Annotated in this window: 15 protein-coding genes, 1 tRNA gene and 2 pseudogenes; 11 read left to right on the top strand and 7 right to left on the bottom strand. The window is 56.5% G+C overall.

Annotation, left to right across the window (positions count from 1 at the left end; translation table 11 throughout):
- Nucleotides 1–7: 7 nt before the first annotated feature.
- Entirely contained in the window at nt 8–466 is a 459-nt protein-coding gene (gene mgsA, locus FHW76_RS05220) for a methylglyoxal synthase (protein WP_008805898.1), read from the bottom strand.
- 153 nt (nt 467–619) lie between these two features.
- Here mgsA and FHW76_RS05215 point away from each other — a divergent pair, with 153 nt between their 5' ends.
- The gene (locus FHW76_RS05215) at nt 620–1033 is read left to right on the top strand and encodes a CoA-binding protein (RefSeq protein ID WP_002898434.1); all 414 of its coding nucleotides are present in this window, start codon (nt 620–622) and stop codon (nt 1031–1033) included.
- Between the two features lie 29 nt (nt 1034–1062).
- Here FHW76_RS05215 and hspQ read toward each other — a convergent pair whose 3' ends face one another.
- Both hspQ and rlmI read right to left on the bottom strand, forming a co-directional pair.
- On the bottom strand, nt 1063–1380 hold the full coding sequence (gene hspQ, locus FHW76_RS05210; RefSeq protein WP_183476347.1) for a heat shock protein HspQ: 318 nt from the start codon (nt 1378–1380) through the stop codon (nt 1063–1065).
- A gap of 59 nt (nt 1381–1439) precedes the next feature.
- The gene (rlmI, locus tag FHW76_RS05205; RefSeq protein ID WP_183476345.1) at nt 1440–2642 is read right to left on the bottom strand and encodes a 23S rRNA (cytosine(1962)-C(5))-methyltransferase RlmI; all 1203 of its coding nucleotides are present in this window, start codon (nt 2640–2642) and stop codon (nt 1440–1442) included.
- A 190-nt stretch (nt 2643–2832) separates the two neighbouring features.
- On the opposite strand from rlmI, the gene FHW76_RS05200 reads away from it, so the two are divergent.
- The 3 genes from FHW76_RS05200 to yccX are packed head-to-tail and all read left to right on the top strand — an operon-like array spanning nt 2833 to nt 4523.
- A complete protein-coding gene (locus FHW76_RS05200) occupies nt 2833–3387 on the top strand; it encodes a YbhB/YbcL family Raf kinase inhibitor-like protein (protein WP_008805901.1) in 555 nt (184 codons plus the stop codon).
- A gap of 17 nt (nt 3388–3404) precedes the next feature.
- Nucleotides 3405–4193, top strand: a complete 789-nt coding sequence (locus FHW76_RS05195; protein WP_008805902.1) for an AraC family transcriptional regulator — start codon at nt 3405–3407, stop codon at nt 4191–4193.
- Nucleotides 4194–4241: 48 nt separating this feature from the next.
- On the top strand, nt 4242–4523 hold the full coding sequence (yccX, locus tag FHW76_RS05190; protein ID WP_012542291.1) for an acylphosphatase: 282 nt from the start codon (nt 4242–4244) through the stop codon (nt 4521–4523).
- On the opposite strand, the gene tusE is transcribed toward yccX, so the two are convergent.
- A complete protein-coding gene (tusE, locus tag FHW76_RS05185) occupies nt 4520–4849 on the bottom strand; it encodes a sulfurtransferase TusE (protein WP_002898457.1) in 330 nt (109 codons plus the stop codon). The two genes, yccX and tusE, sit on opposite strands and share 4 nt — an antisense overlap.
- Before the next feature lie 88 nt (nt 4850–4937).
- On the bottom strand, nt 4938–5597 hold the full coding sequence (gene yccA / locus FHW76_RS05180; RefSeq protein WP_002898458.1) for an FtsH protease modulator YccA: 660 nt from the start codon (nt 5595–5597) through the stop codon (nt 4938–4940).
- Between the two features lie 268 nt (nt 5598–5865).
- On the opposite strand from yccA, the gene FHW76_RS05175 reads away from it, so the two are divergent.
- The 4 genes from FHW76_RS05175 (at nt 5866) to FHW76_RS05160 (ending at nt 10858) form a co-directional block, all read left to right on the top strand.
- The gene (locus FHW76_RS05175) at nt 5866–7491 is read left to right on the top strand and encodes an ABC transporter substrate-binding protein (protein WP_055322986.1); all 1626 of its coding nucleotides are present in this window, start codon (nt 5866–5868) and stop codon (nt 7489–7491) included.
- A gap of 146 nt (nt 7492–7637) precedes the next feature.
- Nucleotides 7638–7725: transfer RNA gene (locus tag FHW76_RS05170), tRNA-Ser, on the top strand.
- Nucleotides 7726–8028: 303 nt separating this feature from the next.
- A complete protein-coding gene (locus tag FHW76_RS05165) occupies nt 8029–10455 on the top strand; it encodes a glycogen/starch/alpha-glucan phosphorylase (RefSeq protein WP_055322987.1) in 2427 nt (808 codons plus the stop codon).
- 64 nt (nt 10456–10519) lie between these two features.
- Nucleotides 10520–10858: an STAS domain-containing protein gene (locus tag FHW76_RS05160; RefSeq protein ID WP_183476343.1), complete on the top strand. Its 339-nt coding sequence runs from the start codon at nt 10520–10522 to the stop codon at nt 10856–10858.
- Between the two features lie 38 nt (nt 10859–10896).
- Here the strand turns inward: FHW76_RS05160 and FHW76_RS26370 are convergent.
- Together FHW76_RS26370 and FHW76_RS26365 are read right to left on the bottom strand one after the other, a co-directional pair.
- Nucleotides 10897–11658, bottom strand: a pseudogene (locus FHW76_RS26370) (EAL domain-containing protein); the annotation flags it as partial.
- A 159-nt stretch (nt 11659–11817) separates the two neighbouring features.
- Nucleotides 11818–12432 (bottom strand): annotated as a pseudogene (locus FHW76_RS26365) (CSS-motif domain-containing protein); the annotation flags it as partial.
- Nucleotides 12433–12835: 403 nt separating this feature from the next.
- On the opposite strand from FHW76_RS26365, the gene FHW76_RS05150 reads away from it, so the two are divergent.
- Genes FHW76_RS05150 through FHW76_RS05140 form a run of 3 tightly spaced genes read left to right on the top strand, consistent with a single transcriptional unit; the run spans nt 12836 to nt 16478 of the window.
- Complete coding sequence (locus FHW76_RS05150) at nt 12836–13852, top strand: iron ABC transporter substrate-binding protein (protein WP_115655385.1); 1017 nt, start codon at nt 12836–12838, stop codon at nt 13850–13852.
- Between the two features lie 21 nt (nt 13853–13873).
- The gene (locus FHW76_RS05145) at nt 13874–15448 is read left to right on the top strand and encodes an iron ABC transporter permease (protein WP_008805909.1); all 1575 of its coding nucleotides are present in this window, start codon (nt 13874–13876) and stop codon (nt 15446–15448) included.
- A gap of 1 nt (nt 15449) precedes the next feature.
- On the top strand, nt 15450–16478 hold the full coding sequence (locus tag FHW76_RS05140) for an ABC transporter ATP-binding protein (RefSeq protein WP_110191077.1): 1029 nt from the start codon (nt 15450–15452) through the stop codon (nt 16476–16478).
- The last annotated feature ends 101 nt before the right edge of the window (nt 16479–16579 follow it).

Raw genomic sequence — 16579 nt, 5'->3', positions numbered from 1 at the left:
GTGTGGGTTATTTCAGGCGCTCGGCAAGATAACGCGGATAATCCGGGATCAGAATATCGAGCGGCTGATTAAAGTGCGGTGACTGGATGATAAAGTCAGCGGTGGAGACGTTAGTGGCGACCGGAATGTTCCAGACGGTGGCCAGGCGCAGCAACGCTTTGACGTCCGGGTCGTGAGGCACGGCGTTCAGCGGATCCCAGAAGAAGATCAGCACGTCGATTTTGCCTTCTGAAATAAGCGCGCCAACCTGCTGGTCACCGCCCATCGGGCCGCTCAGCATGGCATTGACCTCCAGTCCGGTAGCCCGCGAGACCAGGTTACCGGTGGTGCCGGTGGCATACAAAACGTGTTGCGCCAGCAACGCCTGATGGCGAGCGACCCATTTCATCAGCATATCTTTACAGTGATCGTGAGCCACCAGCGCGATATGTTTTTGCGCGGACAGGGTACGAGTTGTCAGTTCCATATTTTCATTCCACATTTTGACCTGCAGACAGATTACTGAATGTGGCTGCCGCTGCAAGCATCGGGGTGAAAATTTTGTCGAATCTGTGGGTTAGCCTGGATGGCCGCCTGCTGCGGATTAGCATACACTTAGGTGAAATAGCAGGAGGAACCCATGAAAGAGAACGATATTGCCGGCATCCTGACGTCGACACGGACGATTGCGCTGGTTGGCGCCAGCGATAAACCTGACCGCCCGAGCTACCGGGTCATGAAGTATCTGTTGGATCAGGGGTATCACGTTATCCCGGTTTCGCCGAAGGTGGCGGGCAAGACGCTGCTGGGACAGCAAGGGTATGCGACGCTCGCCGACGTTCCGGAAAAGGTCGACATGGTTGATGTCTTCCGTAATTCAGAAGCGGCGTGGGGCGTGGCGCAAGAGGCGATAGCCATCGGCGCGAAAACGCTGTGGCTGCAGCTGGGGGTGATCAATGAGCAGGCCGCGGTGCTGGCCAGAGAAGCCGGATTGAACGTGGTGATGGATCGTTGCCCGGCCATTGAGCTACCGCGACTGGGATTAGCAAAATAACAAAAAACCCCGCCTGGCGGGGTTTTGTTTTAGTTGCGAAGGCGCGGAGCCTGCAGCTGCTGACGAATCGTTTTGGCCAGTTCGTCGAGGGACGGCTGTTCCGGGTGTTCCTCGCGGGTTTCGCTGCTCAGCTGCGCTTCTGCCAGATAGGTGTGGATCGGCTGACCATCATCATCTTCCATCACCACATGGTACCAGGGCGCCGCACGCAGTTCGTCATTGGCGGCAATCTCATCCTCTTCCGGTTCCGCGAGTGAATACTCGGGATCGACATCGACGATGACACCCAGGTAGCCCAAGAGCGTATGGCGGACCTGTTGGCCGATACCGAATTTGCTGGCTATCATAGGCACCTCCTGGGAAACATGAATACTCCCTATATGAGGCTCATGTTTCGTTTTTCAAGTTACATGACGCGACAGGCAAACCCCTTCAGATACAGCCCTTCCGGGTAGGTTGCGATCACCGGGTGGTCGGCAGCCTGACGGAACTGTTCTATAAATTGTACATCACGCCCGGCATCAATTGCGGCATCGGCGATGATTTTCTGAAATAAATCGGTGGTCATCAGGCCGGAGCAGGAGAAAGTCAGCAGCACGCCGCCGGGGTTCAGCAGCTGGATCGCCAGCATATTGATATCTTTATAACCGCGGCAGGCGCCCATCAGCTGGCTTTTGTTTTCCACGAATTTCGGCGGATCCATCACGATCACGTCGAATTTCTCTCCCTGATCGCGGTATTTACGCAGCAGTTTGAACACGTCGTCGCGCACAAATTCCGCTTTGGACAGATCCAGTCCGTTGAGCTCGACGTTCTGTCGGGCGACGTCCAGCGCTTCCTGAGAGGTATCCACGCTGGTGACCTGGCGGCAGCCGCCCATCAGCGCTGACACCGCAAAGCCGCCAGTATAAGAGAAGCAGTTCAGCACCCGCTTATCCGCGACATAGCGGCGAGTAGCCAGGCGACTGTCGCGCTGGTCGAGGTAGTAGCCGGTTTTGTGCCCGCCCTGGATATCAACCAATAGTTTCATGCCGTGCTCGGTGATCGGCAGCAGCGCCGGGGGCAGCTCGCCCACCACCGGCCCCTGGGCCAGCTCCAGTCCCTCTTTTTTACGCACGGCGACATCGCTGCGATCGTAAATGGCGCAGTCCGGGAACAGGTTCTGCAGGGCGCTGATGATGGCGGCCCGCTGGTATTCGGCGCCTGCGCTGAGCAACTGCAGCACGAAAAAGTTGCCAAAGCGGTCGATAGTGACGCCCGGCAGCCCATCGGACTCGCCGGCGATCAGACGGTAGCTGTCGAGACCATCGCGCTCGGCCAGCCATGCCCGCCAGGTTTGCGCTTGCTGCAGGCGGCGTTCAAAGAAGGCGCTATCGATGGCTTCATTGCGGTCGAAGGTCCACACGCGGGCGCGGATCTGCGACGACGGCGAGTAAGCGCCGCGGGCCAGCCATTTTCCCTGATGGTCAATAATATCGATGGTTTCACCGCTGCGGGCTTTACCCTCCATGCGGGCGACGCCGCCTGAGAAAATCCACGGATGGCGACGCAGCAGGGATTTCTCGCGTCCTTTGGCTAACACTAAGCGGGGGAATAGGGAATCTGTCATGGAGCTACCTTTAAGCAACGGGAATGTCGGCACCGAAAAATGGCGCGTAGAGTAGCACACCTGGCGCACGCAAGCATCTTTCGCCCGGCAGGCACAGGTGAGCGTTTCGGCACAAAATGCAGGCGCTTCGGCACATTCAGTTTGTGCGGACTCTCATACCCTGTTTTCTCACCCCAACGAGGAGCAGACGATGAAAACAGGTATCCGCATGGCCGTGGCGATGGTCGCGGCAGTGAGTAGTGGCGCGATGGCTGCGCCGTTTAGCGTGAGCAGCGATGATATGCATGACGGGCAGGCGCTGGCCCGGAAGCACTGGTTTGCCGGTTTCGGCTGTACCGGAGGCAATGTCTCTCCGCAGCTGGCATGGAAAAATGCCCCGGCGGGGACGCGAAGCTTCGCGGTCACTGTCAGAGATCCCGATGCGCCTACCGGCAGCGGCTGGTGGCACTGGACGGTGGTCAATATCGCCAGCAGCGTCTTTTCGCTGCCCGCTGGCGCGGGAGATAAAAACAGCGCTACACTGCCGGGCGGAGCGGTACAGGGCCGCAACGATTTTGGCTATGCTGGTTTCGGCGGCGCCTGTCCGCCGGCGGGAGATAAACCGCATCGCTACCGCTTTACGGTATGGGCGCTGGATGTCCCTACGCTGCCGGTGGATGCCGGGGCCAGCGGGGCGCTGGTCGGCTATCTGTTACACAGCCATGCTCTCGCCAGCGTACAGTTGACGGCGATGGCCGGGCGCTAAAATAAAGGGTCGATCCGATGGAGAGTATCCACTTTCAGCATAACGCCTTAACCGCGGCAGAGGTCACCACCCGACGGCTGTGCAGACTGCATCGGGTGCGGCTATTCTCCCCGGCGCTCTGTCGGGTGAAACGCGGCAGCAAAGTGATTGTGCAAGGGGAGAGCCGGGTGCTGGCGACGCCGCAACAGCTGATTGTGTTGCCGGCTGACGTTGAGCTGGAGGTGATTAACCAGCCGGAGAACGGCCTGTTTTGCTCCGATCTGCTGTCGCTGACCCCCGAGCTGCTGACGACGTTTAAGACCCGTTATCTCAGCGAACCACCCCCAGGGCGTCTGACCTCGCTCTGCGCCCCGGTGACGACAGAGCTGGCGTTTATGTGGCAAAGCGTTCTGCAGGCGGTGCGGGAGGGATTATCCACCTCTCTACAGCTCCACCAGACTATGGGCCTGCTGCTGGCCCTGCACGAGGCGGGCTATGCGGGCCCGCTGCTCGTCGAGCGGCAGCAGGATCTGTCGGCGCAGGTTCGACAACTGGTCATGCTGTCGCCGGCGCAGGCATGGAGCGTGTCGCGGGTGGCGAAAATGCTCTTTCTCGGCGAGTCCACGCTGCGCCGTCGGCTGCAGCAGGAATCGCAGAGTTTTCGCCAGATCGTCGAGGAGGTGCGGATGGCTCACGCCCTGGGGCAGCTGCAGACCACCTCGCGGCCAATAGGCGAAATCGCGCAGAACAGCGGTTATCAGTCGGGATCGCGCTTTACCGCGCGCTTCCGTCAGCATTATGGTTTACTGCCGAAGCACGTACGCTGAGCGAATTTGCTATCCTCAGCGTAAAGTGTGAGCGAAAAGGAGATGATAATGGCCAGTATCTGCACGATGGCATGGGTTTACGGTTCGGTTCAGGGCGTGGGATTTCGCTATTCAACACAGCGGGAAGCGCTGCAACTGGGGTTGACCGGCTATGCCCGTAATCTGGACGACGGCGGGGTGGAAGTGCTTGCCTGCGGCGAGGCAGAGCAGGTGGAGAAACTCATCGCCTGGCTGAAAGCCGGAGGGCCGCGCAGCGCGCGGGTTGACCGGGTGTTAACCGAACCCCATCAACCCACCCGCAGCTGGGAAAAATTCGCGATTCTCTATTAGATGCACTTCACCGGCTTCGGCAGCCCGGCGATTTTGGTCGCCTGTTTGGCGGGGCCTTTCGGGAACAGGCGATAGAGATAGCGGCTGTTGCCTTTCTCTTCGCCAAACTTGTTGGCCATCGCCTTCACCAGCATGCGGATCGCCGGAGAGGTGTTGAATTCAAGATAAAACTCGCGCACAAAGCGCACCACTTCCCAGTGTTCAACGGCGAGCGTTATCCCTTCCTGCGCGGCAATGACTTCCGCCATCGCCTCGCTCCACTGGGTGGTATCTTTCAGATAGCCTTCGCTATCCGTTTCAATTTCGTTGCCTTCAAAAATAAACATGATTTTTCACATACCGCCTGAAACTGGCCGCAGTGTAGCAAAAAAAAAGGCCCCGCATAAGCGAGGCCTCGGTGAAGCAGGGGAGCGGTTAGTCCCGGCTGGCGAAGCCCAGGATGCTCAGCAGGCTGACAAAGATGTTGTACAGCGAGACATACAGGCTGACCGTGGCGCGGATGTAGTTGGTTTCACCGCCGCGGATGATGTTGCTGGTCTCGAACAGGATGGCACCCGAAGAGATCAGGATGAACACCGCGCTAATCGCCAGATGAAGCGCCGGCAGCTGCAGGAACAGGTTAGCGACCATACCAATCAGGACGACCACCACGCCCGCCATCAGCATTCCGCCGAGGAAGGACATATCTTTGCGCGTCGTCAGCACGTAGGCCGAGCAGCAGAAGAAGACCAGTGCGGTGCCGCCCAGCGCCAAGCCGATCAAATCGCCCATGCCGGCAGAAAGGTACGCGTTCAGCATCGGCCCAAGGATATAGCCGAGGAACCCAGTGAAAGCGAAGGCGGAAATAATCCCGGTGGGTTTATTCGCCGTTTTGTAGGTCAGGAACATCAGACCGTACATCCCCACGAGGGTTAAAATCAGCCCCGGGGAAGGGAGCATCAGCACCGTGCTGGCGGTGGCGGTGATAGCGGAAAACGCCAGCGTCAGGCTGAGCAGGAAGTAGGTGTTACGCAGAACCTTGTGCGTGCTGAGCAGCGAGGAACGGTCACGCGATGATGTAATTATGCGATCCATGAGTCACTCTCTTATGACAAATGTAATTAGGGATAAAGAATAAGAAAAACAAGCGTGAAGCCCTAATGCTTTTACCCATCTTTACTTAGCTTTTGCCGCTTTTGCCCAGCATAAAATTCTACATGGATTGGGAAAAGCGATATGTTTTCGCGTTTCGCTTCGGTGAGCCGATCGAAATCTTATAGGTTGCTGAAATATATTGCTTTATTTAAATTCTGCGACTAAGTGTGGAAGGGGGAATAACTCCGTACGTTAAAGGCAAAGGGAAATGACATTACACAAAAACAATCACATCACGCGAACGTTCCTGGCAATGAGTCTGATGGTCATAACCGGTGGGGCGCTGGCGGCACAGGTGCCGCCTGGCACCCAGCTGGCGGAAAAGCAGGAGCTGGTCAGAAATAACGGCAGTGAACCTGCCTCACTCGATCCGCATAAAGTCGAGAGCGACATTGAATTCAACATCATTAGCGATCTCTTTGAAGGGCTGGTCAGCGTGACGCCTGCGGGGGCGATCCAGCCCCGGCTGGCGGAGCGCTGGGAAAACAAGGACAACCTGTTATGGACCTTCCATTTACGCCCCGGTCTGACCTGGTCCGACGGCACGGCCATCACGGCGCAGGATATCGTCTGGAGCTGGCAACGGCTGGTCTCGCCGGCCACCGCCTCGCCCTATGCGAGCTATCCCGGCAATATGCATATCGCCAACGCTCGCGAAATTGCCCTGGGGCAAAAGGGACCCGAGACGCTGGGGGTGAAAGCGCTGAATGACTCCACGCTGCAGGTCACTCTGAGCCAGCCGAATGCCGCTTTCCTGGCGATGCTGGCGCACCCTTCGCTGGTACCGATCGACAAAGTGCTGGTGGAGCGTTTTGCCGATAAATGGACCCGACCAGAGCATATCGTCACCAGCGGCCCGTATAAGCTGACCCAATGGGTGGTGAATGAGCGGCTGGTGGCTGAACGTAATGCGAAGTACTGGGATAATGCGCACACCGTTATTAATAAAGTGACTTACCTGCCTATCTCTTCGGAGGCTGCCGATGTCAACCGCTACAAAGCGGGGGAGATCGATATTGTTTATACGGTGCCGATCAATCAGTTTGCGCAGTTGCAGAAAACCATGGGCGATCAGCTGGACGTTTCGCCGCAGCTGGCGACCTATTACTACGAATTCAATACTACCCGCCCGCCGTTTAACGACGCCCGCGTGCGGCGCGCGCTGAATATGGCGCTTGATAAAGATATCATTGCCGGAAAAGTGCTTGGCCAGGGGCAGCGACCGGCCTGGGTGATCAGCCAGCCGGATATCGGCGGCGTGACGCTGCACAACCCGGACTACGCCAGCTGGCCGCGCGAGAAGCGGATTGCTGAGGCGAAAAAACTGCTGGCGCAGGCGGGGTATGATGACAGTCACCCATTGGTCTTTACCCTGCTGTATAACACCTATGAGTCGCACCAGCGTATCGCCATCGCCGCCAGCTCTATGTGGAAGAAAAACCTCGGCGTCGAGGTGAAGCTGCAGAACCAGGAGTGGAAGACGATGCTGGATACCATGCATACCCATAACTTTGACGCCGTCCGCTATGCCTGGATCGCCGATTACGACGATGCCGCCACTTTCCTCAATACGTTCCGTACCGGTGATAGCGAGAACACCAGTCAGTACAGCAACCCTGCTTACGATGAGGCCCTGCGCAATGCGGCGAAAGCCTCCGACGTAGCGACACGGGGCAAATACTATCAGCAGGCGGAAGATCTGCTGGCGCAGGATGTTCCCGCCATTCCGGTCTATCACTATGTGCGTACCCATTTAGTGAAACCCAGGGTGGGCGGTTTCACGCCGGATAAGCTGGGGTATTACTACACCAAAGACATGTACATTAAAAAATAGCCCTCTGGATAGCGGTGAGGGCGCTGATTTTCTGTGCGAACTGCCTGAAATTCAGACGAATAACACAAGATTGTTTGTTTTTAAGGCAGTTGAACAAAATGGTGCTTTACAGCATCCGCCGAGGTGTTTATAGTGCGCCTCACACCGGAAGTGTGGCCGAGCGGTTGAAGGCACCGGTCTTGAAAACCGGCGACCCGAAAGGGTTCCAGAGTTCGAATCTCTGCGCTTCCGCCATATAAAAGAAGGGGTTACCGAAAGGTAACCCCTTTTTGCTTTTACCTGTAGCCGTCCTGACTGCACTTCACCTTCACCTCCCGACTCCGCAAACCCGCCATGTCTGTAGCGTTATCGCTGGCGAAAAGGTGACGATCAATCCATTGCAAATGGTTGTTATTTTAATTATTCAGCCTCTTGTTATAAACGGCAATGGTGCTGAGGAATAAAAACCATACGGCAAAATATCTTCGTCTATACTTGGAAAAATGATGATTTACCTGCCATGGTTTTTACGCAGATACAGAGACCAGAGAGGTCAGCATGCCTGACATTAACCCGCAAAATATCAAAGAATTACGGGCGTTGGTTGAACAGCAATTACAGTACACATTGTGTGTTAGCTTAAATAAAGCTACGCATGGCGATATTTTTAACGCGGTGGCGCTGGCCATTCGTCATTTTCAACAGGACCATTTTTTGTTGAGCCAGACGCGGCAACGTGAAGAACGTAAAAAGCGCGTTTACTATCTGTCGATGGAGTTTTTACTGGGACAGTCGCTGCGTAATAACCTTTTGAATATGAATTTACTGGCGGAGATGCACCAGGTGGTGAATGACCTGGGGTTTGATCTTGACCACCTTCTTGACGAAGAGCCCGACGCCGCGCTGGGTAACGGAGGGTTAGGGCGCTTAGCCGCCTGTTTTATCGATTCGATGGCCACCCTTGATATTGCCGCATCCGGGCATGGCATCAAATACGAATATGGTCTTTTTCGCCAATCCTTTCAAAATGACCAGCAGATCGAGCATCCGGATGACTGGCATTCCATGCACTCCCCGTGGTTGGTCGAACATCATGCTCAGCAAATCCTGATCCCGCTGGGAGGTTATATTGAACACAGCGAAGATGTTGATGGCAATTACAATCCAATGTGGCTGGGCTGGAAAACGATTATCGGTATACCCCATGACTATTTCGTTTCCGGTTACCGGGATACGACGACCAACAAGCTGCGGCTTTATAGCGCGGTGGCCTCTGACTCCTTTAATATCCATATTTTCAATCGCGGTGATTATATCAAGGCGGTGAGTGATAAAATCGCGTCGGAGAATATTTCAAAAATACTCTATCCATCCGATGAGGTGCTGACCGGAAAAGAGCTGCGGCTGACGCAAGAGTATTTTCTGGTGGCCTGTACGCTGCGGGATATATTTCGCGACTATGCCGAGGTTAATGACGATATTACTTTCCTGCCGCAGCATGTGGCGATTCAGCTGAATGACACCCATCCGGCATTAGCGGTGGTGGAGCTGATGCGTATCCTCGTCGATGAACACCGGCTGCCCTGGGAGCAGGCGTGGGAGATAACGCAAAACACCTGTGCCTACACGAATCATACGTTGATGCCGGAAGCGCTGGAGACCTGGCCGGTGACGCTGTTTGAAAAACTGCTGCCGCGTCATTTGCAAATTATATTTGAGATCAACCATCGCTTCCTTGAAGAGGTAGCCCGGCGCTGGCCGGATAAAAATCATCTGTTATCCTCGCTGTCTTTAATCGACGAACATCACGATAAGCAAATCCGTATGGCCAATCTGGCGATTGTCGGTAGCCATCGCGTGAACGGGGTAGCATGGCTGCATTCGGAACTGGTCAAGAAACAACTGGTGCCCGACTTCTATTTTATGACCCCGGAGAAATTCATTAATCAGACCAATGGCGTCACGCCGCGACGCTGGGTGCAGCAGGCTAACCCCGGCCTGGCCGCTTTTTTGCACCAACAGCTGGGGGAAGGGTGGCCAACCGATTTACCCTTGCTGTCCAGTCTGGAAAGCCAGGCCGATGATACTGCTGTTATTGATAATATCCGGGCCATTAAATTTGCCAACAAAACCGCGCTCAGCCAGCTGGTCGCTCAACGCTATGGCATCGTCCTCGATCCGCTGGCGATGTTTGATTGTCAGGTCAAACGTATTCATGAATATAAGCGTCAGTTGCTCAATATTCTTCACGTGATCGCGCTTTATCTGGATATCAAAGAGACAGGGAAAACTATCGCGCCTAAGGTGCATTTGTTTGCGGGTAAAGCGGCGCCGGGCTATCGGATGGCGAAGCTGATTATTCAGTTGATTAATACCGTCGCCCGAAAAATTAACCGCGACCCGCAGGTTGCCGGGCAGCTTAAAGTAGTTTTCCTCGAAGATTATAAAGTTTCGCTGGCGGAAAAAATCATTCCGGCCACAGATCTCTCCGAGCAAATTTCCACCGCCGGGACCGAGGCGTCCGGCACCAGCAATATGAAGTTTGCCATGAACGGCGCGTTAACCATCGGCACCTATGATGGGGCGAATATCGAAATCCGCGAGGCCGTGGGGATCGATAATTTTTATCTGTTTGGCGCCGTGGCGGAAGAGATTGAAGAGAGCCGGCGCCTTGGGCATCACCATGATTTCTATCATCAGAACCCGGCTATGGCGCGTGTTGTCGATACCCTCGTGTCTGGGTTGTTCACCAGCGATCGTGAGCTGTTTGCACCACTTCACCACATGTTGACTGAGGGCGATCATTACTGTCATTTACTGGATTTCGACAGTTATTGTCAGGTCCAGCGGCAGGCGATGGCCGATTTTGAACTGCCGGAACAATGGCACCGTCGGGCCTTACTCAATATTTGTCGGATGGGAGAATTTTCCAGCGACAGAACTATACGTGGCTACGCCCGGGATATTTGGGGTATCACCTGCTAAAGAGAGAACACGCCGAGCGGAAAAGGGACTCGTCGACGGATATCAGTCACTATTGAGGATGAGCATGAACGTTGAATTACATATCGAGCAGGGCGTAAAAATTATTGTACCTCTTGTGCGCCGACTGGATGCTTCCGTCGTGCAGGCGTTTAAGCAGCAGGTTCTGGAGGCTATCGACCCGGATACCAAAAACGTGCTGCTGGATCTGAGCCACGTCGATTTCATCGACAGTAGTTGTCTTGGCGCGCTGGTATCCATTCTGAAAAGCGTCAACGGTCAGGGCGAGTTGGCGCTGTGTTCACTCAATGACACGATTAAAAACCTGTTTAAGCTCACCCGCATGGATCGCATCTTTTCCATTAAGGAGACTCGACAGGATGCGCTGAACACGTTCACTCAGTGATGACGTTGGTGCAGGCCCGCGGGTGATGGAGCGCCCGCTTATTCTTCGACAATCCGCGCCTTCGGTTTGCTCAGCAGGAGCATCACCAGCGCGACGTAGGGCATCGGCTTCCAGAAATAGTAGCCCTGCAGCAGATGAATATTCTGGCGATTGAGATACTCCAGCTGGACCTGGGTTTCGACACCCTCGGCAATGATGCGCAGTGACAGCGTCCGGGCCATCTCTATCACGCAGTCCAGCAGCTTGCTTGACGGCGCCTCCCCGGTTACCCGGCCGACAAAACTCTGATCGATTTTGATATAGTCGAAAATCAGCTCGTGGAGACAGGAAAGCCCGGAATAGCCGGTGCCAAAGTCGTCCAGCGCGATGGAAAACCCGCGGGAGTGTAACGTATTGAGCTTGTCCACGACCGCGTCGTTGAGCAACAGCGGCTCCTGCTCCGTGATCTCCAGCATCAGCTTCACCGCTTTCCCCTCAAAGCCGCGCTGATAGTGCAGGCAGTCATCGATAAACGACGGGGCGTTAATGTGTGACACGCTGATATTCAGGCCAATATGAAACCCATCCGGCAGCTTACTGAAGATGGGATTCATCTGGGCGGCGACCTGCGCCATCAGGCTGCGGGTCAGCGGGATAATTAAGCCGGTACGTTCGGCCAGTGGAATAAATTCCGCGGGCGAACGCCGCTGCGCGGTGGTGTATTGCCAGCGGGCGAGAATTTCCACGCCGTAGATCTCCCCGGTTTTCCCGTTCACCAGCGGTTGATAGTAGGGAACGATATCGCCCTGGGCGATGGCGTAGCGCAGGTTCTCTTCTTCAGAGGTATAGACATTGAGGTATTTGCGCAGCAGGAAATAAAACAATAGCGAGACAGAGAAAATGAAAATCAGCAGACCGAAACCATTTTGAAATAAGCGGCCGGGGCTAAAAAAAGGCGACTCGGGATAGATAATGCGAAACGGGTAGTCCGGTGAGCTAAATATATCCTGATGTGGGCTGGCTTTCAGCGGCTCCACATCGCCATATCTGGCGATCATCTGATGGTTGACCGAGAGCGCCAGCCCGGCGTTATCCTCATCGCTATACAAGGCATCGCGCAAATGGATGTCGCTGATACTGACAATGACTCTCACCTGCGCTGAACGCGTGTGATAGATCAGCACCGGCCGCTTGTTAACCATCATCCTGGCGGGCAGCAGTTGCAGCAGCTCATCAGGCAAGGATTCCGGATGGAGCGTCAGTACCCGATTGCCGGGTAGCGACGAGCACCACACCTGGCCATCTTTTACCAGCACGATCGTGCGCAGATGCGGCTGCAGGGCGGCCTCAGTCCCGAGCTGGAACTGACCCTGCACGGAGCAACCGCGGCGGCTAACGTTCATTGCCGTGGCCGTCGCCGCATGGGCCTCATCCAGAATGGCTGCGATCTTTTTCGCCGCCTGACGGGCGGCCGCGACATGAGTCGCCTGGTCCGAATGCCACAGTTGCCAGTTAATGACGAACACGCCAGCAAGAAACACCACCAGCGCCAGGGAAAAGGCAATCCATGCGTTTCGCCGCTTTATCTCTTTCATTTATCGTGCGTGCCAGGGTGAGTGTGCATAAAGTTAATCATCCCTCTGACGGTAAAGGCGTTATCCAATGATCGTAGAAGGGGGATAACCTCCGCGACGACGGAGCATGTAAAAACATGATCAGTATCACAATACCCGCCGGCAAAGACCGCGGATAACGTGCAGAGGCGGCTGTTCTGTCACGAAGGTAATAAAAAAATCGCAGCTTAATGTTTTCTTAATCTAAATTTCGGGAGTGGATGGTTTTAAGCATTTTCTAATCCCTAATAACCGACCGGCGCTATTTTTTGCTTTTTTAAGTTTATGATAATTGTTTTCATTATCATTCTTTTTTTGCTGTGATTTAATCCTCTCCGCTCAGGCTATTTACCGTTTATTGCCCTATTTCATTAAGGATGCGTTCATGAAATTTCGCTTATCGCCCCTCCATACGGCAGCGCTGGTTGCCGCTTCTCTGTTTCTGGCGCCGCAGGGGATGGCGGCTGACGCTCAGAACGGGATTGTGGTTTACAACGCCCAGCACGAAAATCTGGTGAAGTCGTGGGTGGATGGATTCACCAAAGAGACCGGTATTAAGGTCACGCTGCGCAATGGCGATGACAGTGAACTGGGTAATCAGCTGGTTCAGGAAGGCTCCGCGTCGCCGGCCGATGTGTTTCTGACCGAGAACTCGCCGTCGATGGTGCTGGTCGATAATGCCAAACTTTTCGCCCCGTTGGATGCCGCCACCCTGCAGCAGGTTCCGGCGCAGTACCGTCCGCAGCATGGGCGCTGGATCGGCATTGCCGCGCGCAGCACCGTTTTTGTCTACAACCCGGCGAAAATCAGCGAGGCGCAGCTGCCGCATTCCCTGATGGATCTGGCAAAACCGGAGTGGAAAGGGCGCTGGGCGGCTTCGCCATCGGGGGCTGATTTCCAGGCTATCGTCAGCGCGATGCTGGCGCTGAAGGGTGAGCAGGCGACTCTCGACTGGCTGAAGGCGATGAAAACCAACTTTGTCGCCTATAAAGGCAACAGCACGGTGATGAAAGCGGTCAACGCCGGACAGATCGACGGCGGGGTGATCTACCACTACTATCGCTTCGTCGATCAGTCCAAAACCGGCGAGAACAGCAAAAACACCCAACTGTATTACTTCAAACACCAGGATCCGGGCGCCTTCGTCAGCATTTCCGGAGGCGGTGTGCTGGCTTCCAGCAAACATAAGGCGCAGGCGCAGGCCTTTATTAAATGGATCACCGGCAAGCAGGGGCAGGATGCACTGCGCACCAATAACGCCTTCGAGTATGCCGTGGGGGTAGATGCGGCCTCTAACCCGAAACTGACCCCGCTGAAAGATCTGGATGCACCGAAGGTAGAACCTTCCTCGCTGAACAGTAAAAAGGTCATTGAGCTGATGACGCAGGCTGGCCTGCTCTGATCCTGAGGAAGTGATGTTGCTATGTCTGTTCTGAGTTTGTCGCTCGGAAAGAAAACAGGACGCCTGCCCGAGCGCAGGCGTCCTGCATTTCCGATGGTGGCGTTAGCGCTGCTGTTTTCATTGCTGGCGCTGTTGCCGTTAGGGTTTGTGGTGGCGGTTGGGTTCGACACCGGCTGGCCGACCATTAAAGCGCTGGTCTTTCGTCCGCGGGTAGGGGAGCTGCTCAGCAATACCCTGTGGCTGACGGTGCTGGCGGTCCCCATCAGCATTGTGCTCGGCGTGACGCTGGCCTGGCTGACGGAACGTACTGCCCTTGCCGGTCGGCAGCTGTGGTCGGCGCTGGCGGTAGCCCCGCTGGCGATCCCGGCCTTTGTCCAGAGCTACGCCTGGGTCAGTGCCGTGCCTTCGCTGCATGGCCTCTCCGCCGGGGTGTTTCTCTCGGTGCTCGCCTACTATCCGTTTATTTATATGCCGGTGGCGGCCGTGCTGCGCCGCCTCGATCCCACCCTTGAAGATGTCGCCGCGTCGCTGGGCACGCCGCCGTGGAAAGTGTTCTTCCGGGTGGTGCTCCCGCAGCTGCGTCTGGCAATCTGCGGCGGTGCGCTGCTGGTGGCCCTGCATCTGCTGGCGGAATATGGCCTGTATGTGATGATCCGCTTCGATACCTTCACGACCGCTATTTACGATCAGTTCCAGTCGACCTTCAGCGGTCCGGCCGCCAATATGCTGGCAGGCGTGCTGGCCTTGTGCTGCCTGGCGATCCTGCTGCTTGAGAGCGCCTCACGCGGTAAAGCGCGTTACGCGCGTATCGGCGCCGGGGCGGCCCGCGAGCAGAAGCGGCTTGTGCTGGGTAAAGGGGCCGCTTTTGGCGCGCAGCTACTGCTTCTGCTGCTGGTGATGCTGGCGATGGGGGTTCCCTTACTGGTCCTGTGCCGCTGGCTATGGCTGGGCGGCATCGACAACTGGCTGCATGCCGATCTCTGGCATTCTCTGCGCCAGACCCTGCTCCTGGGGGCGGGCGGGGCGCTGCTGACAACGGTTTGCGCGATCCCCATTGCGTGGCTCGGCGTGCGCTATCCGCGCCCGCTGTTCCGCCTGCTGGAGGGGTGTAATTACATCACCAGCTCGCTGCCCGGTATTGTCACCGCGCTGGCGCTGGTGACGGTCACCATCCACTACGCCCGTCCGGTGTACCAGACCGAAGTGACGCTGTTTCTGGCCTATCTGTTGATGTTTATGCCGCGTGCGCTGATTAACCTGCGCGCCGGTATCGCGCAGGCGCCGGTGGAGCTGGAAAACGTTGCCCGTAGTCTTGGACGCAGTCCGGCCCGCGCCCTGTGGAGTATCACTATGCGGCTTGCCGCGCCGGGCGCGGCTGCAGGTGCCGCGCTGGTGTTCCTTGGCGTCAGCAATGAGCTCACCGCCACACTACTGCTTTCGCCGTTAGGCACCCGCACCTTGTCGACCGGTTTCTGGGCGTTAACCAGTGAGATCGACTACGTAGCGGCGGCACCGTACGCGCTATTGATGATCGTCATTTCGCTGCCGCTGACCGCGGTTCTTTATATGCAGTCGAAAAAAATGGCAGGGTTGTAACATGCTGGAATTGTCTTCTATTTCGAAATCCTTCGCTGATGCGCTGGTCCTCGATAATCTCAATCTGACCGTAGCGCCGGGGAGCCGGACGGCCATTGTTGGTCCGTCCGGCTCGGGGAAGACCACGTTGCTGCGCATTCTCGCCGGTTTTGAAACGCCCGATCACGGGCGGATCGTCATGCACGGTAAGTCTCTGTTTGCCGACGGTGTGTTTGTCCCCGCCCACCAGCGACGGATCGGCTATGTTCCGCAGGAAGGGGCGCTGTTTCCTCATCTTAATGTTGCGGACAATATCGCCTGGGGGCTCGACGCCAGCCGTGAGGAGAAGCGTCGCCGCGTGGGGGCGTTGATGGAGATGGTCGCCCTCGACGCTGGTCTGGCGAGTCACTGGCCACACGAAATTTCCGGTGGCCAGCAGCAGCGTGTTGCCCTGGCCCGCGCGCTGGCTCAGCAGCCGGCGCTGATGCTGCTGGATGAGCCGTTTTCTGCACTGGATACCGGGCTGCGCGCCAGCACACGCAAAGCGACGGCGGACCTGCTGGCCGAGACGGGGATCGCCTCGATTCTGGTGACTCATGACCAGAACGAGGCGCTGTCGTTCGCTACGCAGGTGGCGGTAATGCGTCAGGGGCGCTTCGCCCAGGTTGGAACCCCGCTGACGGTTTACTCGCAGCCGGTGGATGAAGAGACGGCGTTATTTCTTGGCGATGCCCTGATCCTCCCCGCACGCCTGAGCCCCGGCCGGGCAAGCTGCGCGCTGGGGGTCCTGGCGACGGACGCACTGCATCCTGCTGGCGAAGGTAGGGTGATGCTGCGTCCGGAACAGCTGAGCGTCAGTGTGAGCGGGCCGCAGGAAAGTACCGCCATTATCCGCGATGTCGATTTCTCAGGCCAGCTTTCCACGTTGACGCTGTCGATGGCTGGGCACGAGCGGCCGATTGTCCTGCGAACCGTGAGCCAGCCGGCGTGGCAGCCCGGCGCGATGGTGAGACTGACGGTCAGCGGCAAGGCGCGAGTGTTTAGCGGCTAATCCCTGAGCAGGCGGCGCCGGCTATCGACGGCGCCGCACGGAAAGCTAATTAGATGGCGGATGAAGCCGCTAGTATCCGCGCCACTGACCTCGTCGCCATG

Source organism: Klebsiella sp. RC2 (assembly GCF_014192815.1).
Lineage (GTDB): Bacteria > Pseudomonadota > Gammaproteobacteria > Enterobacterales > Enterobacteriaceae > Klebsiella > Klebsiella variicola.
The sequence above is the reverse complement of the archived record's forward strand: the minus strand, read 5'-3'. Positions and strand labels throughout refer to the sequence as shown.